At 58.2% G+C, this 22,560-nt stretch carries 18 protein-coding genes; 5 read left to right on the forward strand and 13 right to left on the reverse strand.

The features are described from left to right. Positions 1-227: 227 nt before the first annotated feature. From bfr to PL597_RS11950, 4 genes are all read right to left on the reverse strand, one after another. Positions 228-713 (reverse strand): bacterioferritin, encoded by a 486-nt coding sequence (gene bfr, locus PL597_RS11935; protein ID WP_131829419.1) that lies wholly within the window; start codon positions 711-713, stop codon positions 228-230. Next, entirely contained in the window at positions 679-990 is a 312-nt protein-coding gene (locus tag PL597_RS11940; protein WP_077983626.1) for a (2Fe-2S)-binding protein, read from the reverse strand. Before PL597_RS11940 ends, bfr begins: the two co-directional genes overlap by 35 nt. Positions 991-1,256: 266 nt before the next feature. Further along, positions 1,257-1,982 (reverse strand): acetoacetyl-CoA reductase, encoded by a 726-nt coding sequence (gene phbB / locus PL597_RS11945; protein ID WP_003520276.1) that lies wholly within the window; start codon positions 1,980-1,982, stop codon positions 1,257-1,259. Between the two features lie 171 nt (positions 1,983-2,153). Beyond that, positions 2,154-3,335, reverse strand: coding sequence for an acetyl-CoA C-acetyltransferase (locus PL597_RS11950; RefSeq protein ID WP_142912917.1), 1,182 nt, complete (start codon positions 3,333-3,335; stop codon positions 2,154-2,156). Between the two features lie 243 nt (positions 3,336-3,578). On the opposite strand from PL597_RS11950, the gene phaR reads away from it, so the two are divergent. Then, the gene (gene phaR / locus PL597_RS11955) at positions 3,579-4,154 is read left to right on the forward strand and encodes a polyhydroxyalkanoate synthesis repressor PhaR (RefSeq protein ID WP_003520279.1); all 576 of its coding nucleotides are present in this window, start codon (positions 3,579-3,581) and stop codon (positions 4,152-4,154) included. Between the two features lie 56 nt (positions 4,155-4,210). On the opposite strand, the gene PL597_RS11960 is transcribed toward phaR, so the two are convergent. Both PL597_RS11960 and PL597_RS11965 read right to left on the reverse strand, forming a co-directional pair. After that, on the reverse strand, positions 4,211-5,587 hold the full coding sequence (locus tag PL597_RS11960; protein ID WP_271365227.1) for an MFS transporter: 1,377 nt from the start codon (positions 5,585-5,587) through the stop codon (positions 4,211-4,213). A 104-nt stretch (positions 5,588-5,691) separates the two neighbouring features. Beyond that, on the reverse strand, positions 5,692-10,452 hold the full coding sequence (locus PL597_RS11965; RefSeq protein ID WP_271365228.1) for an NAD-glutamate dehydrogenase: 4,761 nt from the start codon (positions 10,450-10,452) through the stop codon (positions 5,692-5,694). 541 nt (positions 10,453-10,993) lie between these two features. Between PL597_RS11965 and PL597_RS11970 the strand changes: the two genes are divergently transcribed. Further along, on the forward strand, positions 10,994-11,563 hold the full coding sequence (locus tag PL597_RS11970) for a CarD family transcriptional regulator (RefSeq protein ID WP_003505223.1): 570 nt from the start codon (positions 10,994-10,996) through the stop codon (positions 11,561-11,563). Between the two features lie 72 nt (positions 11,564-11,635). Here PL597_RS11970 and PL597_RS11975 read toward each other — a convergent pair whose 3' ends face one another. Continuing rightward, the gene (locus tag PL597_RS11975; RefSeq protein WP_089153196.1) at positions 11,636-12,139 is read right to left on the reverse strand and encodes a L,D-transpeptidase family protein; all 504 of its coding nucleotides are present in this window, start codon (positions 12,137-12,139) and stop codon (positions 11,636-11,638) included. Between the two features lie 286 nt (positions 12,140-12,425). Here PL597_RS11975 and PL597_RS11980 point away from each other — a divergent pair, with 286 nt between their 5' ends. Together PL597_RS11980 and PL597_RS11985 are read left to right on the forward strand one after the other, a co-directional pair. Next, the gene (locus tag PL597_RS11980) at positions 12,426-13,109 is read left to right on the forward strand and encodes a response regulator transcription factor (protein ID WP_077981300.1); all 684 of its coding nucleotides are present in this window, start codon (positions 12,426-12,428) and stop codon (positions 13,107-13,109) included. Positions 13,110-13,248: 139 nt separating this feature from the next. After that, complete coding sequence (locus PL597_RS11985) at positions 13,249-13,704, forward strand: cyclic nucleotide-binding domain-containing protein (RefSeq protein WP_006310945.1); 456 nt, start codon at positions 13,249-13,251, stop codon at positions 13,702-13,704. A gap of 15 nt (positions 13,705-13,719) precedes the next feature. Here PL597_RS11985 and PL597_RS11990 read toward each other — a convergent pair whose 3' ends face one another. From PL597_RS11990 to tesB, 6 genes are all read right to left on the reverse strand, one after another. Further along, positions 13,720-14,523, reverse strand: coding sequence for an exodeoxyribonuclease III (locus PL597_RS11990; RefSeq protein WP_137412327.1), 804 nt, complete (start codon positions 14,521-14,523; stop codon positions 13,720-13,722). 163 nt (positions 14,524-14,686) lie between these two features. Next, entirely contained in the window at positions 14,687-15,412 is a 726-nt protein-coding gene (locus tag PL597_RS11995) for an outer membrane lipoprotein carrier protein LolA (RefSeq protein ID WP_165691077.1), read from the reverse strand. A 50-nt stretch (positions 15,413-15,462) separates the two neighbouring features. Continuing rightward, positions 15,463-18,135: an FtsK/SpoIIIE family DNA translocase gene (locus PL597_RS12000; RefSeq protein WP_271365230.1), complete on the reverse strand. Its 2,673-nt coding sequence runs from the start codon at positions 18,133-18,135 to the stop codon at positions 15,463-15,465. 214 nt (positions 18,136-18,349) lie between these two features. Next, positions 18,350-19,696: an ammonium transporter gene (locus PL597_RS12005; protein ID WP_089153197.1), complete on the reverse strand. Its 1,347-nt coding sequence runs from the start codon at positions 19,694-19,696 to the stop codon at positions 18,350-18,352. Positions 19,697-19,725: 29 nt separating this feature from the next. Further along, on the reverse strand, positions 19,726-20,076 hold the full coding sequence (locus tag PL597_RS12010; protein ID WP_004444057.1) for a P-II family nitrogen regulator: 351 nt from the start codon (positions 20,074-20,076) through the stop codon (positions 19,726-19,728). Positions 20,077-20,288: 212 nt separating this feature from the next. Then, complete coding sequence (gene tesB, locus PL597_RS12015) at positions 20,289-21,173, reverse strand: acyl-CoA thioesterase II (RefSeq protein ID WP_271365231.1); 885 nt, start codon at positions 21,171-21,173, stop codon at positions 20,289-20,291. Positions 21,174-21,199: 26 nt separating this feature from the next. Here tesB and PL597_RS12020 point away from each other — a divergent pair, with 26 nt between their 5' ends. Further along, positions 21,200-22,474, forward strand: coding sequence for a ubiquinone biosynthesis hydroxylase (locus PL597_RS12020; RefSeq protein ID WP_416372226.1), 1,275 nt, complete (start codon positions 21,200-21,202; stop codon positions 22,472-22,474). The last annotated feature ends 86 nt before the right edge of the window (positions 22,475-22,560 follow it).

Here is a 22,560-nt window from a genome sequence, read left to right on the forward strand (position 1 = left end):
TCGCCGCGAGCGCCCAGAACATCAAGAAAATAGCGATGGCGCTCACGAAAGCACCCAAACCCGCCTGGGGATGAGGAAACGAGGCTCATCTTATCTCCCGTTCACCCGCAAAAGACGACAATAAAACGTCATCATCCCGAAAAAGAAAAAACCCGCCGAAAATATCGACGGGTTTGTCAGCGGTCTGAAGGCGGCCTTGGCCGCCTTTTCTGTTTTGTCGCCAGTGCTTATTCTGCTTCGTTGGCGGAATCGGCGTTGAGCTGGCCGTATTTTTCCTCGCCGATCTTGCCGAGCAGTTCGAGCTGGGTTTCGAGAAAGTCGATATGGCCTTCCTCGTCGATCAGCAGGGCCTCAAACAGCTTCATGGAGACATAGTCTCCGGCCTCGGAACAGATGTCACGCGATTTCTTGTAGGAGGTCCGGGCGTCGTATTCGCCAGCCAGATCGGCTTCAAGCACTTCCTTCACGTTCTGGCCAATCCGCAGCGGCGCCAGCGTCTGAAGGTTGGGATGACCTTCGAGGAAGATGATACGATCAATGATCTTGTCAGCGTGCTGCATCTCTTCGATGGATTCGGCACGCTCCTTCTTTGCGAGCTTGGTGTAGCCCCAGTCGTTCAGCAGCCGGTAGTGCAGCCAATATTGGTTCACCGCACCGAGTTCGAGGAAAAGGGCCTCGTTAAGCCGCTCGATGACTTTTTTGTCGCCTTTCAATGTCCGCTCTCCTGTTGTCTTCATGGAATCTCTTCAGGCGGGACATAAAATCAAAAACATCGGCCTCAGTCGAGTGGCGACGGGCGTGATATTCTTCAGTGGTCTTGATGATCAGGTCAACAACGGTTGGAAAACAGCCGCAGCAGCGACCGCGTTTTTCCATGGCGTGATACACTTTTGCAGGAACGATCAATTGCCAACAGTCCTCATCGAGGAGCTCGTTGATGACGTCCCGGATATCGTGATCGGTAATGTAATTGCAGCTGCAAACCAGCATGATGGACTGCCTGTATGACGCAACACGTTGTTTTCATTCTTAAACCAAAACAGGACACCCACTGTCAAGAAAAACCTATTTTTGAATCGATGCTACATTTCTAGACTCATTCTAAACTAAACGAAAACTATCGTATTTTCATTAGTTTAGCGATTTATACTTTCCAGTATTTCCTGGTCAAGTTTTTGTGCGTGGCAGATCGAGCAGCATCATTATCACGAAAAGTTTACTGACTGAACTGCCATTAGAGGGAAGGGCAGCTGATCTCAGGCGAAATATTGCCCGCCATTGGCGGTCATGGTGGAGCCGGTGATGAAGCCCGCTTCGTCCGACACCAGAAACAGAACGCAGCGCGCGATTTCTTCCGGTTCGCCCAACCGTCCAACGGGAATTTGCGGCACGATCCGCTCAGCCAGAACCTTTTCCGGTATCGCTCTTACCATCTCCGTGCCGATATAGCCGGGGCAGATGGCATTAACGGTGATGTTACGGCTGGCGCCTTCTTGGGCGAGCGCCTTGGTGAAGCCGATGTCGCCCGCTTTGGAGGCGGAATAATTGGCCTGTCCCGCCTGACCTTTCTGGCCATTGATGGAGGAGATGTTGACGATGCGGCCGAAGCCGCGGTCGCGCATGCCCGGCCATACGGGGTGGGTCATGTTGAACACACCGGTGAGGTTGGTGTCGATCACCTCGCGCCATTGCTGCGGCGACATTTTATGGAACATCGCATCGCGGGTGATGCCGGCATTGTTGACGAGCACCTCGACGGGACCGAAGGTCTCTTCTACCCTGGCTATGCCATTGACGCAGGCGTCATAGTCGCGCACATCCCATTGAAAAGCGGGGATGCCGGTTTCTTTCTGGAATGCTTCCGCCCTGTCCGTCGTGAAGGCGTAATTGACGGCCACCCGGTAGCCGGCCGCCTGCAGGGCGCGGGCAATTGCGGCGCCTATGCCGCTCGTCCCGCCGGAAATCAACGCAACCCGGCTCATATCGGCCTCCATGACCTGTCACTGAAGCGCCTGCATATACGAGGATGCTTCCATATCTTGCAGAACTTGTTCGTCGTGCTCACCGGCCACAGAAATGCGGCCAATGGGAGGCCGCTTCTACCCTATTGCGCGCTGAACCGGAATTGCTTTTTGGCAAGTCGTGAGGCGGTTTCAGAGTGCTTCGATGCACATGGCGACACCCATGCCACCACCGATGCAGAGCGTTGCGAGACCCTTCGACACGTTACGGCGGCGCATTTCGAAAATCAGCGTGTTCAGGACGCGCGCGCCCGAAGCGCCGATCGGATGGCCGATGGCAATCGCTCCGCCATTGACGTTGACGATGTCAGGGTTAAGGCCCAGTTCGCGCACGACCGCGCAGGATTGGGCGGCAAAGGCCTCGTTGGCTTCGACAAGGCCGATATCGTTGATCGACCAACCGGCCTTGGCCAGCGCTTTGCGCGACGCAGGGATGGGGCCGGTGCCCATGATCTGCGGATCGACACCGGCCGTCGCCCAGGAGGCAATACGCGCCAGCGGCTTGATGCCACGCTTTGCCGCTTCCTGTTCCGACATCAGAAGTGTAGCGGCTGCGCCATCGTTCAGACCGGAGGCGTTGCCGGCCGTGACCGTACCTTCCTTGTCGAAGGCGGGGCGCAGCTTGGCCATGGTTTCCAGCGAAGCTCCAGCGCGGATATGCTCATCCGTATCGATGACGATATCGGCTTTACGGCCCTTCACCGTGAAAGCCACGATCTCATCTGCAAAACGGCCGGCGCTTTGCGCGGCTTCGGCCTTGTTTTGCGATGCGACTGCGAACTGGTCCTGCTCATCACGGGAAAGCTGCCATTGGCGGGCGATGTTTTCGGCGGTGATGCCCATGTGATAACCGTAAAAGGCGTCGGTGAGGCCATCTTTCAGCATGGTGTCGATCATCTTGAAATCGCCCATCTTCACGCCGCCGCGCAAGTGCGCGCAATGGGGCGCCATGGACATGGATTCCTGGCCGCCGGCAATGACGATGTTCGCGTCGCCGGTGACGATCTGCTGCATGCCGAGGGCCACGGCGCGTAGACCGGAGCCGCAAAGCTGATTGAGGCCGAAGGCGGTCGCTTCCTGTGGTATGCCGGCCTTCATGGCAGCCTGCCGCGCCGGGTTCTGCCCCTCGCCCGCCGTCAGGACCTGACCGAGAATGACTTCGTCGATTTCGTTTGCCGCGACACCGGCGCGCTCCAGCACGGCGCTGATGACGGACGCCCCGAGCTCATGGGCTGGCGTATTGGCGAAGTGGCCATTGAAGGAGCCGACGGCTGTGCGCGCGGCGCTGGCAATCACGATTGAAGGCAGGGTCATCAGTTTTCTCCTCACTTGCGGGCGGAGACTGGCAAAGCTTTCAATACAAGTCAAATGGCGAAAGTTGCTTTAAAAGATGTTGCTAAATCACGCCGAAATCTTGCGGAAAATTGCTGCGCAAAAAACAAACTGTTGCGATGCACAAAACATTTGTCAGAGGGCTCGTTTTGCGCATACACTTTGCGCCGGGAAGAGCAATAACACCAAAAAACAAGAAAATACCATCATCGCGAGGAGGCGGGCATGGCGAAACACGACGGCGAAACAATCATTAAAAAATACGCCAACCGGCGGCTCTACAATACCGGCACCAGCACCTATGTGACGCTCGATGATCTGGCGCAGATGGTCAAGCGCGGCGAGGACTTCAAGGTTCAGGATGCCAAGTCGTCCGAAGACATCACGCATGCGGTGCTGACGCAGATCATCGTCGAACAGGAAGCCAAAACCGGCAATACCTTGCTGCCGACGGCGTTTCTGCGGCAATTGATCTCCTATTACGGCGACCAGATGCAGATGGTCGTGCCGACATTTCTCGAACATTCTATGAAGACCTTCTCCGATCAGCAGAGCCAGATGCAGGAGCATATGGCCAAGGCTTTCGGCGATGGTTCGCTTGCCCGCAATTTTCAGGCGCCGCTGCAAATGATGGAAGAGCAGATCCGCCGCAATACGGAACTGTTCCGGCAGGCGATGCAGGGTTTCACACCTTTCGCAATGCCGCAGGCGCCCAAGGAAACCCGCAAGCCGAATGCATCCGAAATCGATGAGTTGAAGGCGCAGTTGCGCGCATTGCAGCAAAAGCTCGATCAGCTTTGATCCTGTCGGGCCGATGACCGGTTTCAGCAAACCGCATCGGCTTTTGCTTCTGGCTCTTAGCCTGCCGTTCTTTCCGGTACGCGCAACAGGAGCAGGAAACCTGCCCCCAGAAATACGATGAGCGTGGCCATGCCGATATGGGCGGAGCCGCTTATGTAGGTTGCTATGGAAAATGACAGTGTCGCCATGAAACTGGTGGCGCGTCCGGAAAGCGCGTAGATGCCGAAATAACGACCCGCTTCTGCCACGGTGATATTTCGGGCGAGATAAGAGCGGGACGATGCCTGGACGGGGCCGAAGGCGAGGCCGATCAAAACGCCATAGAGCAGATAGGCCTTTTCCGCGCCTGTCGCGAAGATGCCGCCATTGTCCGCCGTGGATAATTGTATCCAGCCAAACAGCGTCGAGCCCTTTTCCGTCGAGACGATTCCGAGCGTGGCCAGCAACAGGAGCACGAGGCTGATGAGGATGGTGATGTGCGACCCGAGTTTCTGGTCGACACGTCCGGCGGCAAAGCAGCCGGCAATGGCGACGACATTGAGCAGGATGCCGAAGAGGCCGATTTCCATCGTCGCCCAGCCGAACATGCCGGCGGCGAAGGCCCCGCCCAGAATAAGAACGCCATTGACGCCATCCTGATAGAGCATGCGCGCAATCAAAAACCGCAACAGCATCGGGCGGTATCGCAGTTCGCGCAGCGTGATCTTCAGTTCCCCCAATCCCGAGCGGATTGCGGCGGCAAAGGGCAGACCTTTTTCAGCATCGGGAGTGAGAAGAAACATCGGTAGAATGAAAATGAGATACCAGAGTGCGGCGAGCGGGCCGGTTATTCTGGCGTCCTCGCCGGTTGCAGGATCGAGGCCGAAAAGGGGCTTGATACCGGCGATGGTCACGCCGGTCTGTGGATTGGCGGCGAGAAGCGTCACCACGGCAATCAGCACCACCATACCGCCGAGATAACCGAGTCCCCAGGCGAGATTGGAAATGCGCCCGACATTTTGCGGGTTGGTCAGGCGCGGCATCATGGAATCGTTGAAGACGATGGAAAATTCCGCTGCGATGGAAGCGAGGATCATGCAGACGATTGGAAGGATGAGCGGCGAACCGGGCGCGGCAAACCAGAGGAAAAAGAGACTGACAATCTTGATGACGGCAAAAAAGGCGATCCAGGGCTTGCGTGCGCCGGACTGGTCGGCGATGGAGCCGAGAATGGGGGAGAAGAGGGCGATGATGATCGACGACACCGTCGCCATGTTGCTCCATGTCGCCTGCGCCGAAATCGGATCGTCGGTGAGCCGCGCGACGAAATAAGGCCCGAAAACGAAGGTCGTGACGACCGTGAAAAACGGCTGCGCCGCCCAGTCAAACATCACCCAGCCCCAGATGCCGCGTTTGGCAACTGCTGTTTCCGCATTTGGGGGAGGGACAGTCATTCATCGTCCTATCGGAAAATCAGGAATAAAATGTGTGATGCAGGCGCATCCGCCTTGTCTGGGGCCATCCGGGGGGACCCGGATGGCGTTTTTGAGGCTGCCGATCAGCGTACCTGAACGATATCGCCAAGCAGCCCGGCCGCGACCGTCAGACGGGCAAGGTTGGTATCACCGCTGTCGCTGAGTGCGCCGAGTTCGGAGACGATGCGGTTGACCCGCACGCGGTCCGCCGCATACCAGGCCTGGACCGGATCCTTCTCCTTGGCATATTCTGTTAGTGCGGAGATAACAATCCGGCGTCGCGACGAGGAAATCTGGTCCTGGCTGCGCAGGAGAGCCAGGCTCTCATAATGATCCGCCGGGGTGATGCGCTGACTTGCATCCAAGAGGCGCGCGACACGGAAGGTCGAGGAGACGGTGGCATAGCTTTCGGCAGCGCGGGCGAGCGTTGTGCCAGCGCTTTCGGCGATGCGCATGATCTCTGGCACATAGACGAGTAGGGAAAGCGTATCGAGTTCCTCCAGAAGACCGGAAGGAACGCCATCGATTTCCGTCACGCCGAGTTCGCGGCGATACTTCGCCGCTGCCGGCGACAGCGTCTTGATTGCGGTTTTCAGTCGCTCGATTTCGGTCGCCATGTCACCCGCGGCCGCACCTGCGCTCCCGGTTTGCAGGTAAAGCCTGCTCGCGTCGGAGAAAATGCGCGTGATCATGGCATAAAGCCCGTTCTGGACTTCCCCTCCGACCTTGCCGTCCAGCGCGTCGACTTCGCTCCACAGGCGTTTGAGACCGAAACCATCCTCGACGATCACCGCCGCCTTGACGACGTCGGCCGCCAGAAGGCCGCTCGCATCGGCGAGTTTCTGCACGAAGCCCGGGCCACCACGATTGACGACGGCATTGGCGAGCGCGGTCGCGACGATTTCGCGATGCAGACGATGCGCCTTGATGTCGTCCGCATAATTCTTCTGCATCTTGGCCGGGAAATAATCGACCAGCAGATGCTGGAGATAGGGTTCGTCCGGAAGCGGGCTTGCCACCAATGCATCGAACAAAGTGAGCTTGGCATAGGAGAGGAGCACGCCAATTTCCGGCCGGGTCAGCGGTTTGCCGATGGCGTATCTTTCGCTGAATTCGGCATTGTCCGGCAGGGTCTCGACCTTGCGGTTCAGTTGTCCGGTCGCCTCCAGCGCGCTCATCAGGCGGCCGAGTTCTTCGCGGTTGGCGAGCCCCAGCCGCTCCGTCAATGAAATCGCCAGCGATTGCAGGTAGTTGTTGCGCAGCACCAGTTGCGCCACCTCCGGCGTCATGGAAGCGAGAAGCTGGTTGCGTTTCGGCATCGTCAGGCGACCGCTGTTAACGGCGGAGGCAAGCGCGATCTTGATGTTGACCTCGACGTCTGAGGAGTTCACGCCGGCCGAATTGTCGATCGCGTCGGAATTGCATCGCCCGCCCGAAAGCGCATAGGCAATGCGCCCCTTCTGGGTGATGCCGAGATTGGCGCCTTCTCCTATGACCTTGGCGCGCAGCTCAGTTGCGTTGACGCGGATGGGGTCGTTCGCCCTGTCACCCACCTCGGCATTGGTTTCCACCGCCGCCTTGATGTAGGTGCCGATGCCGCCGAACCACAGAAGATCGGTTGGCGCTTTCAGGATGGCGGTCATGATCTCGAAGGGTGTGGCGACGGATTTATCGAGACCGATGGCGGCCACGGCTTCCGGCGTCAGTGTCACCGATTTTTCGGCACGCGAGATGATCATCGCGCCGGCCGAGAGGGTCGAACGGTCATAATCCTGCCAGCTGGAACGCGGCAGTTCGAAAAGCCGCTTGCGCTCAGTAAAGGATCCGTCGGTATCCGGGTCGGGATCGATGAAGATATCGCGGTGATCGAAGGCCGCGATCAGCCTGATCTTTTCCGACAGCAGCATACCGTTGCCGAAAACGTCGCCGGACATGTCGCCAACGCCGGCCACGGTGAAGGGCGTCGTCTGGATGTCGGTATCCATTTCGCGGAAATGGCGCTTTACCGTTTCCCAGGCGCCCCGGGCGGTAATACCCATCTTCTTGTGGTCGTAACCGGCCGAACCGCCCGATGCGAAGGCGTCGTCCAGCCAGAAACCGGCCTCATGGGCAAGACCGTTCGCCGTATCGGAGAAGGTCGCCGTTCCCTTGTCGGCGGCAACGACGAAATAGGGGTCGTCACCGTCGAGCCGTAACGTGTCGGCTGGCGGCACGATGGCGTCGTCGACGATATTGTCGGTGATGGACAGCAGGGTGCGGATATAGGTCTTGTAGGCCTCGCGGCCGGCATTGAAGACTTCGTCGCGGGAGCCGCCGGCCGGCAGGTTCTTCGGGAAGAAGCCGCCCTTGGCGCCGACCGGAACGATCACCGCATTCTTGACCTGTTGCGCCTTGACGAGACCGAGCACTTCCGTGCGGTAATCCTGACCGCGATCCGACCAGCGCAGACCGCCGCGCGCGACCTTGCCGAAACGCAGATGCACGCCTTCGACTTCTGTTCCGTAGACGAAGATTTCGCGGAAAGGCCGTGGGTCGGGCAGGCCGTCCAGATGCTTGGGATCGAACTTGAATGCCAACAGGTCACGCGGCGTGCCATCGGCATTTTTCTGGAAGTAATTGGTGCGCAGCGTCGCATCGATGGCGTTGACGTAACGCCTGAGCGTGCGGTCCTCATCGAGATTGGGAACGCCGCTCAACGCCGCTTCGATTGCCTTGTGTATTTCGGCGAGTTTCTTCAGCCGCTTCTTTTCGTCGACGGACGGATCGAAGCCGGCCTTGAACAGCGCGAAAATATTGCGGGAAATCGCCGGATACTTATAGAGCGTTTCGGAAATATGCTCCTGTGAATAGACGATGCCGGTCTGGCGAAGATAACGCGCATAGGCGCGCAGCACGGAGACTTCGCGCACGGTCAGGCCGCAGGCGAGGATCAGGCGGTTGAAGTTGTCATTATCGACCTTGCCGGAGAAGGCGGCTAGGAACGCTTCTTCGAGTTTCTCTCCATAATGCACCAGATCGAGCGTCGTCCCCTTGGCGACGGACAGTTCCATGTCGTGCAGCACGATGTCACGCTTTTTGCCGTCCGAAACAACGCCGATATCGAAGGTGCGCTCACTGATGACGTTGAAACCGAGATTTTCGAGCAAAGGCACGCGGCGCGAAAGCGGCAGATGGCCGTCGCGGTGGAAAATCTTCAGCGACAGCGTTTCCGCCGATTGACCTTCCTGCTGGTAAAATTCGATGCGGACCGGTTCGCCCTTTGCGGCGCCCAGAATATCCGGCATGTCACCGATCGCTTCTTCCGGCGTGTAGGCTTCCTGATAGGCCTGATCGACCTCCAGCACCGGTGCGCCCGGCTCGGAGAGGGCGACGAAATGGTCTATCCAGCGCGCCGCAATGTCGCTGACGGCGTCTTCGAGCTTGTCCTGGGCGATGCGCGGCGTCTTGCCTTCCGTGCGGCCGACGATGAAGTGGACGCGGGCGACGGCGCCTTCAGGGAAGGCGGGGTAATAGGCGGAAATATGCCCGTCATAGACCCTGCTCAGATAGTCCCCGATCTTCTCGCGTACATAGGAATTATACTCCTCGCGCGGAACGAAGATGATGGCGGAAACGAAACGGTCGAAACGGTCGATACGCGCAAGCACGCGCACGCGCGGCCGGTCGCTCAGTTCCATGATCTGCTCGACGAAGCGGATCAGAAGATCGGTCTCGATCTGGAAGAGATCGTCACGCGGATAGGCCTCGAGCGTATTCTGCAGGATGCGGCCGGAGTGGCTGTTCGGGTCGAAGCCGAAATGCCGCTCGACTTCCGCGACCTTGGCGCGCAGCAGCGGTATCTGCTTGACCGAGCGCGTATAGGCGGTGGCGGTGAAGAGGCCGACGATGCGCAGTTCGCCGATGACATTGCCGTCCTCGTCGAAGCGCTTGATGCCGATATAGTCCATATAGGCGCGACGATGCACGATGGACTTCACGTTGGCCTTGGTGACGATGAGGAAATCCGGGCCGTCGAGGAAGGCGAGGATTTCTGGCGTCGTCGTCACGGCGTTCTTGCCGAGGCGCAGCACGCGTACATCCGGATCGCTGAGGCTGCCGAGACCGATGCCGTCACCGCGCTCGATCTTCGCGTTCTTTCCCTTGCCGGAATAAGTGTAGTCGCGCATGCCGAGAAAGGTGAAATTGTCGTTGCGAAGCCAGTTGAGGAACTCGACGGCTTCCGCACGCTCGGTCTTGCGCCGTGACGAACCGCGCTTGGACAATTCATCCAGCGCCTCATCGAGTTTCGCCAGCATCGGCCGCCAGTCGCGATAGGCAAACTGGACTTGCGTCAGCACGAAACGCAACCTTTCTTCCAGCGCCGCTACGGCCTGCGGTGTGAGTGGGGCGATATGCAGCTGGATGAGGCTGACGTTTTCAGCGGGATCATCCTCGGGTTCCGCAAGACGATAGCCCGCCTGCGCGCTTTCGTCGGGCACCAGGATCGGGTGCACCGCGAGGTAAAGACCGCGATAGGTGCTGGTGACCTCGCCCATGACAGAATCGTACAGGAAAGGCATATTGCGGCCGATAATGGTCAGGACCGTTACCGGAATATCCCGCGGTGAAACGCCCTCCACCTGGGAAATGCTGATATGAGGAGCGTCTCCGGTCCAGTGTGAAAGCGCCTCGAAACTGTGAGCGGCGCTCGCAGCCAGCATCTCTGCGGAATAATATTCTATATCGTCGGTACTTGCCCTTCCATAAAGAATACCCGGATCAAGAAATTGGACATTTTCGGCAATTGCCTGCTGGCGCGCTTTTTCGATCTGTTTTTCGCGTTTTGGATTGTTTCTGTAGCCCATTTGACGTGGATTCCTCCAAAAATCACACTTTAATATAAAAAAGCATCGCCAATTTGCGGATTTTGCCTTTTCAGTCGAATCGGATATTGGCGTGGAATTACGAAGAGTTTAAGAGGCTATCGTGTTTCTTCACCCGGTAAGTGAAATTTTTTTGCTTCTTTTGTCGTAAGGCTCGGTTTAGAAGCAGACGACAGTATTTTTGCGGCTAATTTTTAGGCGGTTCTCGGGCCGCCATGTGATGTTGCGGCCACGGTTGAAGCAAATTATTGATTTGCACCTATTTTTGTGGTACACCAACGACACTGATCCACAGCGTGGCATTTGTGTGCCCAAAAACACCACGAAAGCAACACCTCTTTTGCACGCGGTTTCCGTGACATATCGAGCGTTTACGTTATCGAACCCCGCAAGACGGGAAGGTGTGTTTTTGCGTGCACGGCTGGACCAGTGCGGAGTCACCTGACGGTTCCCCCGTCTCATCAGGGCCTGACCGACCCAACCCCGGCATCCCCGGGTATGTAACAGGGAGTTTTTAGAACGAATGACGACCCAGCAGAAGAAATCTCCAGCACATCACGGTTTCAAGACCGGTGAAGCGATTGTGTATCCCGCTCATGGTGTCGGTACCATTTCTGCCATCGAGGAACAAGAAGTCGCCGGCATGAAGCTTGAGCTTTTTGTCATTGATTTCGAAAAAGACAAGATGCGTCTTAAAGTTCCTGTCGCCAAAGCCGTCAGCATCGGCATGCGCAAGCTTTCCGAAGGCGATTTTGTCGAGCGGGCGCTGAAAGTGGTGCAGGGCAAGGCGCGTGTGAAGCGGACCATGTGGTCGCGCCGCGCGCAGGAATATGATGCAAAGATCAATTCCGGCGATCTCATCGCGATTGCGGAAGTCGTGCGCGATCTCTACCGTGCGGAAAACCAGCCGGAGCAGTCCTATTCCGAGCGTCAGCTTTATGAAGCTGCTCTCGACCGCATGGCGCGCGAAATCGCCGCCGTCAACAAGATGTCTGAAACCGAGGCTGTTCGCCTGGTGGAAGTCAACCTTGCCAAGGGCCCCAAGCGCGGCAAGACCGTCGAAGAGGACGATTCTCAGGACGAAGCCGCTTAATAACCGGCTTTTTCCCTCTAAAAAAACCCGCCTTGATGGCGGGTTTTTTGTTGCCCGGTTGCGGTCTGAAATTCACAGGATGCGGATTTTCGTGCCTTTGCGCAGATGCGGCAGGATGCGCCGCATATCACGGGGATGGAGGGCGACACAGCCTGCGGTCGGCTCATATCCCGGTCTGATAAGATGCATGAAGATCGCCGAGCCGCGGTTGCGGCTTCTCGAGGTGATGTTCCAGTCGAGTACCAGGCAGACGTCGTAGAGGCTGTCGTTTCGCATCATCTCTTCATGGCTCGGGGCGAAGGGCGCGTTAACCAGTCGGTTGTAATTCGGGCTGCGGGGCTCGTCGCACCACAGCATGGACTTGCGTGTTCGCTGCATCGGCAATGCCGTGACGATGCCGGTAAGGCGGTCGCCGCGGTAAAACCCGTGCATCAGGCCGATGGTGGAGATGGGAGACTTTCCATCTCCTTCGCGTTTCAATGCGGTGCGGCCGTTGCGGCCGATCGCTGCGGGAAAGTTGAGGTGCCCGAGTTGGACTATGGCGCGACTGATTTTCGAGGGAGCTGGCCGAACCATGAGCGTCGATGCGCGTTTACGTTGTCTTACGGGCTGTGTGCTCATGTTTTTCACGAGATTTTGCTTTGCAGGTTATTTAACGTGAAGTCATAGCACTTCGTTATATCATGGCAATGGGTTGACCTTTCATCGGCAAACCGCTGAATTGGCTGATAATTAGAGCGCCGGGCCTCTTTTGGGATGCGTAAGCGACGCTCTAACTCTTTTAAACTACGTATCGTGCTTCTCGAAAATCGAGCCTGATTTTTGGGCCGATGCGCTAAAGTAAGAAAGGCTGAGAATCCGAATGACGGCTCGCACTATCCTTCTGGTGGACGATGACGACGATCTTCGGGAGACGCTGACCGAGCAATTGTCTCCCTATGAGGAATTCTCGCTGCTCAACGGCGCCAATGCCGCACAGGCCATTCAGACCGCCAAGACCGCCCAGGTCGATCTTTTGATCATGGATGTCGGCCTTCCGGACATGGACGGCCGCGAGGCGGTAAAGCTGTTGCGCAAGGGCGGCTTCAAGGCACCGATCATCATGCTCACCGGGCACGACACCGATTCCGATACGATTCTCGGATTGGAAGCAGGCGCCAATGATTACGTGACGAAGCCGTTCCGCTTCGCCGTGCTGCTTGCGCGCATCCGGGCCCAACTGCGCCAGTATGAACAGAGCGAGGACGCGGTTTTCACCGTCGGTCCCTATCAGTTCAAGCCTAGCCAGAAGCTGCTGACGACTGAAGACGGCAAGAAAATTCGTCTGACGGAAAAGGAAGCGGCCATCATCCGTTATCTCTACCGCGCCGGCAGCACGGTGGTAACGCGCGATGTGCTGCTGGAAGAGGTCTGGGGTTACAATTCCGGTGTGACGACGCATACGCTCGAAACGCATGTCTATCGTCTGCGCCAGAAGATCGAACGGGATCCCTCCAACGCCGAAATCCTGGTGACCGAGAACGGTGGTTACAAGATCGTTCCCTGAGACGAGGCTCTGTCATCGCTGCAAAACTCACGCCGCGCCTCCTGAAAAGATGCGCGGCGTTTCAACGTCTTGTATTTTGAGGACCGATATTGGAAAACCGCTATAGTGATGCAGGCAGCTTTCCGGAGTAGTGATCGACATGGCCTTGACGGACGATATTATTCTGCTGGGGCAAGTGCCGTTATTTGCTGGGTTCAGTGACGATCAGTTGCGGCTCATCGCCTTCGGTGCGGAACGCCGCCGGGTGTCGGCAGGGCAGACATTGTTCCGGGAACATTCGCCGGCAGAATGCGCCTTTGCCGTGACATCGGGTCATTTCGAACTTTTCACGGCTGGAAGAGATGGCAAACCCCTGTTGCAGGCGACGCCTGGCAAGGGTGCGTTGCTTTCGGAGTTGGCGCTTTTTACCCTCTGTGAAAGGAAGTTCACCGCCATTGCAGTGGAAGATTCCGAAGTCATCCGGATAACGCGCATCCTCTTTCACCGGCTGGTGGAGGAGTTTCCGGAGGTTGCCGATATCGTGTCGGCGCGCATTCGCGACAATATCGCGGCGCTGGCGGCGGGTGCGGCCCGTTTGCAGAACCGCTTCGTGTGACGCAAACTCTATCGTTCAGAAGCGGAAATGGGCCGTGACGGGGACGTGGTCCGATGGTCGGTTCCAGCCACGGGCTTCACGCAATATCTCGATTTTTTCAAGCGAGGAACCGAGATCCTGTGAGGACCAGATATGGTCGAGACGGCGACCGCGGTCGGCAGCTTCCCAATCCTTGGCGCGGTAGCTCCACCACGTATAGATCTTTTCCGTCTCCGGCACATTCAGGCGCATCAGATCGAGCCAGTTGCCCTTCCTCATGATATCCAGCATGCCTTCGGTTTCGACGGGTGTATGGCTGACGATCTTCAAAAGCTGCTTGTGCGACCAGACGTCATTTTCGAGCGGCGCGATGTTGAGGTCGCCGACGAGAATGGAGGAGGTGCCGGGCACGCCATCGGCGCGCAGTGCCTTCATTTCCTCGATGAAATCGAGCTTGTGGCCGAATTTCGGGTTGATCGACCGATCCGGCTCGTCGCCGCCAGCAGGAACGTAGAAATTATGCAGCCGCACGCGACGCGATCCGACCTCAAAAATTGCGGAAATGTGGCGTGCGTCGCCGATACCGCAATAGTCCTGTCGGTGATCTTCGGTCAGCGGGATCCTCGAGGCGATGGCGACACCGTGATAGCCCTTCTGGCCATGGATGATGACATGCTCATAACCGAGCGCCTTCAGCGGCTTCATCGGAAACTCGCCATTCGGGCATTTCGTTTCCTGCAGGCAGAGAATGTCCGGTTTGTAGCGTACCAGAAACTGCTCAACGATCGGCATTCTGAGCCTGACCGAGTTGATGTTCCAGGTGGTTATCGAAAACGACATGCATCCGCTCCGCTTTTATTGCCGCAAACCGCACGGTTCGGGGACAAGTTTCCGGGGCGCAGGCTTATAACATCGTGACGAAAACGGGAATGTATTTTAGCGGTAAAATGAAAAAGGCGACCGCAGGGCCGCCTCTCGAAAAATTTCCACCGGCTTTTATGTGTCAGCCGCCTCTGCGGACTTCCTCGTAATTGATGCTGAAGACACGCTCATCAAGGTTCACGCCGGTCTGGACGTTGAAGATCATGACGGTCGTGTCCTTGTTCTGGGCATCGGTCGTGGTCCATTGCCTCAGATCGAAGGTCTTCGGATCGAACATCAGGGTAATAGTGGAATCACCGAAGACGCTCTTGTCGCCCAGTACGATGGTGGTCAGGTCGGATTCTTCCTTCACGTTCCGAACCTTCTGGTTACTGAGATCGATCTTGTCGGAAAGAAGCAGGCTGAGGGGCGTTTTGGAAAGCGGATAAAGGTCCCACGTCTTCAGCTTCATATTGCCGATGACGACATTCTTGCCGTCGGAGATGACACGCATGGGCGAGGGGTCTTCATAATTGAAGCGGAGTTTGCCGGGGCGTTCGATGTAGAATTTTCCGCCGGTCTGTTCCCCGCGCGGGCCGAACTGGACGAATTCCCCCATCATGGTTTTGACCGACGAGAAGTGATTGGCGATTTTCTGCGCTGTCGCGGTATTGCCGGCCGCCTGGGCGAAAGCGTCAAGCGGAGACAGGCTGGCCATGATTGCGGCCATGGAAAATGCCGTCAGCACGCCACGACGCGTCACGCCGTTTTGCGGTGTGTTTGCGTTGGCCGTTTCGCCGGTGGTGAGGTCGTTCATTCTATTCTCCTTCATCGCAGCGATTGTCCCCATAAAAGGCGGCGGCTTCATGACGTTGAAAGCGTGTAATAACGCTTCTTCGCCCCGCTTGGTTGCGGACGTTACCGCTCGATGATGTCTGCTTCCGTCGGCACGAGGATCTCGCGTTTTCCGGCGTGGTTGGCGGGGCCGATGATGCCTTCCTGCTCCATGCGCTCAATCAGCGAGGCGGCGCGGTTGTAACCGATGCCGAGGCGCCGCTGCACGTAGGAGGTGGAGGCTTTGCCATCTCGAAGCACGACGGCCACGGCCTGATCGTATGGGTCTTCGGAATCGGAGAAATTGCCGGCACCGGCCGGGCCGCCGCCATTGCCTTCCTCGTCATCTTCCTCGGTAATCGCTTCCAGATATTCCGGTGCGCCTTGCGTCTTCAGATAGGCGACGATCTCTTCCACCTCGTTGTCGGAAACGAAGGGACCGTGTACGCGCTGGATGCGCCCGCCGCCTGCCATATAGAGCATGTCACCCATGCCGAGCAGCTGTTCGGCGCCCTGCTCTCCAAGGATTGTGCGGCTGTCGATCTTCGACGTGACCTGGAAGGAGATTCGGGTCGGGAAGTTGGCCTTGATCGTGCCGGTGATGACGTCGACGGAGGGGCGCTGGGTTGCCATAATGACATGGATGCCGGCGGCGCGCGCCATTTGCGCCAGACGCTGCACCGCGCCTTCGATGTCCTTGCCGGCGACCATCATAAGGTCGGCCATTTCGTCGATGATGACGACGATGTAAGGCAGGGGCTTCAGATCGAATTCTTCCGTCTCGTATATCGCCTCGCCGGTCTGGCGGTCGAAGCCGGTCTGCACCGTGCGAGTGAGGATTTCGCCCTTGTCGAGCGCCTGCTGCACGCGGCTGTTGAAGCCGTCGATATTGCGCACGCCGATCTTCGACATCTTCTTGTAGCGCTCTTCCATCTCGCGCACTGTCCATTTCAGCGCCACGACGGCCTTTTTCGGATCGGTAACGACGGGAGAGAGCAGATGCGGAATGCCGTCATAGATCGACAGTTCGAGCATTTTCGGGTCGATCATGATCAGGCGGCACTGTTCTGGCGACATGCGGTAAAGCAGCGACAGGATCATGGTGTTGATGGCGACCGACTTGCCCGAGCCGGTGGTGCCGGCGACGAGCAGATGCGGCATCTTGGCAAGATCGGCGATGACGGGTTCACCGCCGATGGTCTTGCCGAGCGCCATGGCGAGTTTGGCCTTGCTGTTTTCGAAATCGCGGCTGCCGATCAGTTCCCGCAGGAAGACGGTTTCGCGTGTCTGGTTCGGCAGTTCGATGCCGATGGCGTTGCGGCCGGGAACGACGGCGACACGGGCGGCAATCGCGCTCATGGAGCGGGCGATGTCATCGGCAAGGCCGATGACGCGCGAGGACTTGATGCCGGGTGCCGGTTCCAGTTCGTAGAGCGTGACGACCGGACCGGGGCGGACATGAATGATTTCTCCCTTGACGCCGAAATCCTCGAGAACGCCTTCCAGAAGGCGGGCGTTCTGTTCCAGCACTTCCTCGCTCAACATATTGTCGCGAACGACGTTCTTAGGCTCTGCCAGAAGATGGACGGTGGGGAGCTGGAAGCCGTCGGCGGCGATGAAGGAGGCTTGGGCTTCGCGCGCCACGCGTTCGCTGGGTTTCGGGCGTGCGGAAGGGGCGGTTATTCTGGTCTGCCCGCGACCAGGCGCCTGTCTGGCGGTGAATTTCTGGTCGGTTTCGTCGTCGGAGAGAATGCCGTCCGGCAGCCGGCGTCCATCCGCGTCGAAGCGTGATTCGTCATCCATGTCCTCGTCATGATCGAGCGCGATGGAGGGAGGTGACATCTGGCGACGCGATGCGGCGCGTTCTTCGAAAGACGGTTCCGCGCGCTGGTCGAGGCGGTTGATCGCGGTCTTGAGGCGTGAGGGTTCGTTCAGCGTGCCGAATTCATATTCGTTGAAGTCATAAGGATGCTCGAATTCATCGTGCAGGGATTTAGACTTCAAACCGAACAGGCGGCGGAAGCGCGCCTGGGTGGTATACCAGTAATGTGCCAGCGCGCCGAAGGCGAGCATATTGGCAAAGAACCCCTCGCCGTCGTCTTCATCCTCCTCCTCCTCCTCGGCCTCACGGGCTGCGCGGGCCTTGCTGGTGGCGACGGGAGCCGCTTCTTCGCGTTCCAGCTCGTCATCCAGACCGCCAACGACACCGGCGGCAAAAAGCATCAGCCATGCGGCAGGCGCCGCAAATATGACACCCAGTACCGTGGCGATCGTGCCGGTGGGGTAAGCACCGATGAAAAGGGCGGGAAAACGCAGGATCATGTCTCCGATGACGCCGCCGATGCCGTTCGGCAGCGGCCATGTCACGGGGGCCGGAAAACAGCCGAGCGAGGCGGCGCAGACGATGGCGCCTGCGACCCAGGCTACGAGGCGAGCGGGTATGCGGTGGAATTTGTGGCCGGCGATCAGCGCGATCGCCCAGGCGATGACGGGCAGGAGGGAGATGATTGCAGAAAGCCCGAGGAACTGCATCACGATATCGGCGAAAATCGCACCGCCATAGCCCAGAAGATTGGTGGGCTGGTTTCCTGTCGCATAGGAAAGGCTCGGATCCGCGACATTCCATGTCGCGAGCGCTGCGATGCCCAGTGCAATCGTGGCCAGCAGAGCGAAACCGGCGAGAGCCATGATCTGACGTACGAAAAACGCCGTCAACACGAAGCGCGTGTGACGACCATCGAATGTCGGAGAATGCATTCTGCCCATGTCCCTGAACCCGTTGTTTTGTGGTTTCGGCAAGATCCGGCAAGAGACCTGATCCCGGATTGACAGGGAAAACTAACCGCTTGCTGGTTAATGTCGTGTTAACCATGCGGTTTTTTGAAGCGCTTCGGATTTATGGCAAAGAAAAAGGCCCGCCGGAGCGGGCCTTCTTTTGGGAGAGGGGATGGAGAACCCCTTTTCCCGGATATCAGGAATGATAGGCGGCTTCGCCGTGGGTTGCGAGGTCGAGACCTTCGCGTTCGGCTTCGACCGGAACCCGCAGACCGACGATCACGTCGACGATTTTGTAGAGGATCGCGGAGACGATGGCGCACCAGACGATGGTGATGGCGACGGCGACGAACTGCGTCCAGACCTGCGAGGCGATGGAGAAATCTTCCTTGCCCGTGCCGCCAAGCAGCGGTGAGGTGAAGATGCCGGTGCCGAGAGCGCCGATGATGCCGCCAATGCCGTGGACGCCGAAGACGTCGGCAGTGTCGTCATAACCGAACTTGTTCTTCACCACGGAGACGAAGAAGTAGCAGATCGGCGAGACGATGAGGCCGAGAACGATGGCGCCCATCGGGCCGACGGAGCCGGCGGCGGGGGTGACGGCGACGAGGCCGGCGATCATGCCCGAGGCGGCGCCAAGCATGGAGGCCTTGCCGCGGGTGAAGCTTTCAACCAGCGACCAGGAAACGATGGCGGCCGCAGTTGCGAGGAAGGTGTTCATGGTTGCGAGAACCGCACCGCCCGATGCTTCGAGGTTGGAACCGGCGTTGAAGCCGAACCAGCCGAACCACAGCATGGCTGCACCGACGAGAGTGAGCGTCATGGAGTGAGGGGCCATCATGTCCTTGCCGAAGCCGGTGCGCTTGCCGACCATGATCGCGCCGATCAGGCCTGCGATACCGGCATTGATGTGAACGACGGTGCCGCCGGCGAAGTCGAGAGCACCCATGCCGAAGATCAGGCCGTTTGCGTCCCAGACCATGTGAGCGATCGGGAAATAAACGAAGGTGGCCCACAGGATGGTGAACAGAATGACGGCGGAGAACTTCACGCGCTCTGCAAAGGCGCCGACGATCAGCGCTGGCGTGATGGCCGCAAAGGTCATCTGGAAGGCGATGAAGGTGTATTCGTAGATCACCACGCCTTCGGAAAAGGTCGCAGACGTGCTGTCAAGCGAAACGCCCGACAGGAACAGCTTGCCGAAGCCGCCGAAATAGGGGCCGGTGCCGCCGCCAAAGGCGAAGGAGTAACCGTAGATGACCCAGACGAGCATCATGACTGCGCCGACAACCGTGCACTGCATGAGAACGGAGAGCATGTTCTTGGTGCGGACGAGACCGCCGTAAAACAGGGCCAGACCCGGAATGATCATGAAAAGCACGAGGATCGTCGCGACATACATGAATGCGGTGTCGGCTTTTTCCGGAACGGGCGCTGCGGCTGCTGCCGGCGCGGCGTCCTGGGCGAAGGCGATGGCCGGAGCCATCAGGGCCGCCGCTGCGGCGCCCAGCTTGCCGAGCGTTGAAAACTTGTTGAGTTGCATAGCTAGTAAACTCCCCTGTCAGCCGTGCTTCAAAGCGCTTCTGTGTTGGTTTCGCCGGTACGGATGCGCACGGCCTGTTCGATAGAGTAAACGAAGATCTTGCCGTCACCGATCTGCCCGGTCTTTGCCGCAGATGCGATCGCCTCAACGGCCTTGTCGACGACGTCGGATGGAACTGCGATCTCGATCTTCAGCTTGGGAAGGAAGCTCACCGCATATTCCGTGCCGCGATAAATCTCGGTATGCCCCTTCTGGCGTCCGTAACCCTTTACCTCGGTCACGGTCAGGCCCTGGATGCCGACGCCGGTGAGCGCTTCGCGCACTTCATCCAGCTTGAACGGCTTGATAATGGCCATCACAATTTTCATCTGGTTTCCCATCCTTTGTTTTGTCCTCGGCACGGAGCCGACTCTCCTGCCGCTGGCAGATCAGTAACAGCGACTGCGGACATACATTCAAAGGGCGTGCCAGTTTTGAGTGTGTATCTAACCTATTGAAATATAAAACTTATATGAAAGACGTCTGAAAAAGGAGCATTTGTCGCCAAAATTTGCGTCTATTAAATGTGCGATTTTAGAAAAAAGCACATTATTTAATCATTTGCCCTTTTGCGGATCAAACCCTCCTGCGCCACCGAGGCGACCAGTTCACCCTGTCTGGTGAAAATATTGCCACGGGTCAAACCGCGTGCGCCGGCAGCGCTGGGGCTATCCTGTGTGTAGAGCAGCCAGTCGTCCAGACGGCAGGGGCGATGGAACCACATGGCGTGATCAAGGCTAGCCACCTGAATGGAGGGATCGAAGATCGTTGTTCCATGGGCGTAGAGCGAGGTGTCGAGTAGGGTCATATCTGAGAGATAAGCGAGAATGGCCGACTGCAGACGCGGATCATCGGGCACATCACCGACGGCGCGAACCCAGATATCCTGCTGCGGTTCCAGCTTTTCTTTCGAGATATAGTGGGTCAGCGAAACCGGCCGTATCTCTATCGGCCGCTTGTTGCTCCAGTATTTGCGGATAGAAGCGGGTGCCTTGGCAAGAAAGGCCGCCTGCATCTGCTCTTCGCTCATCAGTTTTTCGGGCGGCGTCACGTCAGGCATTTTGATCTGATGGTCGAAACCATCCTCGAAAATCTGAAACGAGGCCGACATGGAAAAAATGGCTTTGCCATGCTGAATGGCGACCACGCGGCGTGTGCAGAAGCTCGCGCCGTCGCGGATGCGTTCCACTTGGTAGACGATAGGCACCAGCGGATCGCCGGGACGCATGAAATAGGCATGCAGCGAATGCACGAAACGGTCGTCATCCACGGTCCTTTGCGCGGCAATCAGTGCCTGCGCGATGACCTGGCCGCCGAAAACCCGCTGCCAGCCGATCTGCGGGCTTTCGCCCCGGAACAGGTTCTCTTCCAGCTTCTCAAGATCGAGTGTGGCGATGAGATTGGCCATCGGATCTGACGTTTGCGAGGGATGCGACATTTTTTCGGCCTGCTCCGGCTGTAGGAATACGTCACATGGTCTATAGTGCCCGGATGATGCGTGCACAAGATTTGAGGAGAAGCGCGATGCTGGACGTAGTGGTGGCAGGCGGCGGATATGTCGGTCTTTCCGTTGCTGTCGCAATCAAGCAGGCGGCCCGGCATCTCGATGTGCAGGTGGTTGAGGCCGCTCCCGAGGATGTCTGGGCAAAGGACGTTCGTGCATCCGCCATCATAGCAGCGGCCACCCGGATGCTCGATGTTTTCGGCATATGGAACGAGATCGAGCCGGAAGCCCAGCCAATACACAAGATGATCGTCACCGATTCGAAGACCGCCGATCCGGTGCGTCCCGTGTTCCTGACTTTCGACGGCGCCGTGGAAGAAGGCAGGCCGTTTGCCCATATGGTTCCGAACGTTGCTCTTGTGGGCGCATTGCGAGGCCTGTGCGAGCGTCTTGACATAAAAATCCGTCACAGTGTCAGTGTTTCCGATTTTACCGCGGGTCCGCAATCGACGGCCATTCGCCTCTCCGACGGATCGACGCTCGAAGCGCGATTGCTGATTGCCTGTGACGGCGTTCGCTCCGCGCTCAGGGACATGGCCGGAATCAAGACCGTGCACTGGGCTTACGATCAGTCCGGTATCGTGACGACCGTTGAGCATGAGCGACCGCATGAGGGCTGCGCCGAGGAGCATTTCCTGCCATCGGGCCCCTTCGCCATCCTGCCGCTGAAGGGAAACCGCTCTTCGCTCGTCTGGACCGAACGCACGGCCGATGCCGACAGGCTGGTGGCTTCCGACGACCTGGTGTTCGAGGAAGAGCTGGAACGCCGGTTCGGTCACAAGCTCGGTCCTCTTCGTCCGGTCGGCCCCCGCCGCGGTTTCCCATTGGGGCTGACGCTGGCGCGTTCTTTCGTTGCGCCGCGTTTCGCGCTTGCGGGCGATGCGGCGCACGGCATTCACCCGATTTCCGGGCAGGGCCTCAATCTCGGCTTCAAGGACGTGGCGGCTCTCGCCGAAACCGTGGTCGAGGCCGACCGGCTCGGCCTCGATATCGGCTCACTCAACGTTCTGGAGCGCTATCAGTCCTGGCGGCGCTTCGACACGTTGCGGATGGGCGTGACGACGGATGTGCTGAACCGGCTTTTCTCCAACGATATTGGCCCTATCCGTATCATGCGCGATTTCGGTCTCGGGGTCGTGGATCGTTTGCCGGGTCTCAAATCCTATTTCATCGGTCAGGCGGCCGGCACGACGGATGCGAATGCGCCGCGTCTGCTTTCCGGCGAGGCGCTCTGATCCAGTCCCTCATGCATGTTTCGGACCGGTTTTTCCGGGATTGCCGCTTGACAGCCGATTCCGGGATTTTCTGCCCGGTGGCTTTG

Origin of the sequence: Agrobacterium sp. ST15.13.013 (assembly GCF_027956525.1) — a bacterium.
Classification (GTDB): Bacteria; Pseudomonadota; Alphaproteobacteria; order Rhizobiales; family Rhizobiaceae; genus Agrobacterium; species Agrobacterium salinitolerans.

What these genes read in the sequence shown, in the direction of transcription:
- PL597_RS11940 (WP_077983626.1), bottom strand. Translation starts at nt 990, where the DNA reads ATGCTGGTTTGCAGCTGCAATTACATTACCGATCACGATATCCGGGAC.
- phbB (WP_003520276.1), bottom strand. Translation starts at nt 1,982, where the DNA reads ATGAGCCGGGTTGCGTTGATTTCCGGCGGGACGAGCGGCATAGGCGCC.
- PL597_RS11950 (WP_142912917.1), bottom strand. Translation starts at nt 3,335, where the DNA reads ATGACCCTGCCTTCAATCGTGATTGCCAGCGCCGCGCGCACAGCCGTC.
- phaR (WP_003520279.1), top strand. Translation starts at nt 3,579, where the DNA reads ATGGCGAAACACGACGGCGAAACAATCATTAAAAAATACGCCAACCGG.
- PL597_RS11960 (WP_271365227.1), bottom strand. Translation starts at nt 5,587, where the DNA reads ATGACTGTCCCTCCCCCAAATGCGGAAACAGCAGTTGCCAAACGCGGC.
- PL597_RS11965 (WP_271365228.1), bottom strand. Translation starts at nt 10,452, where the DNA reads ATGGGCTACAGAAACAATCCAAAACGCGAAAAACAGATCGAAAAAGCG.
- PL597_RS11970 (WP_003505223.1), top strand. Translation starts at nt 10,994, where the DNA reads ATGACGACCCAGCAGAAGAAATCTCCAGCACATCACGGTTTCAAGACC.
- PL597_RS11975 (WP_089153196.1), bottom strand. Translation starts at nt 12,139, where the DNA reads ATGGTTCGGCCAGCTCCCTCGAAAATCAGTCGCGCCATAGTCCAACTC.
- PL597_RS11980 (WP_077981300.1), top strand. Translation starts at nt 12,426, where the DNA reads ATGACGGCTCGCACTATCCTTCTGGTGGACGATGACGACGATCTTCGG.
- PL597_RS11985 (WP_006310945.1), top strand. Translation starts at nt 13,249, where the DNA reads ATGGCCTTGACGGACGATATTATTCTGCTGGGGCAAGTGCCGTTATTT.
- PL597_RS11990 (WP_137412327.1), bottom strand. Translation starts at nt 14,523, where the DNA reads ATGTCGTTTTCGATAACCACCTGGAACATCAACTCGGTCAGGCTCAGA.
- PL597_RS11995 (WP_165691077.1), bottom strand. Translation starts at nt 15,412, where the DNA reads ATGAAGCCGCCGCCTTTTATGGGGACAATCGCTGCGATGAAGGAGAAT.
- PL597_RS12000 (WP_271365230.1), bottom strand. Translation starts at nt 18,135, where the DNA reads ATGCATTCTCCGACATTCGATGGTCGTCACACGCGCTTCGTGTTGACG.
- PL597_RS12005 (WP_089153197.1), bottom strand. Translation starts at nt 19,696, where the DNA reads ATGCAACTCAACAAGTTTTCAACGCTCGGCAAGCTGGGCGCCGCAGCG.
- PL597_RS12010 (WP_004444057.1), bottom strand. Translation starts at nt 20,076, where the DNA reads ATGGGAAACCAGATGAAAATTGTGATGGCCATTATCAAGCCGTTCAAG.
- tesB (WP_271365231.1), bottom strand. Translation starts at nt 21,173, where the DNA reads ATGTCGCATCCCTCGCAAACGTCAGATCCGATGGCCAATCTCATCGCC.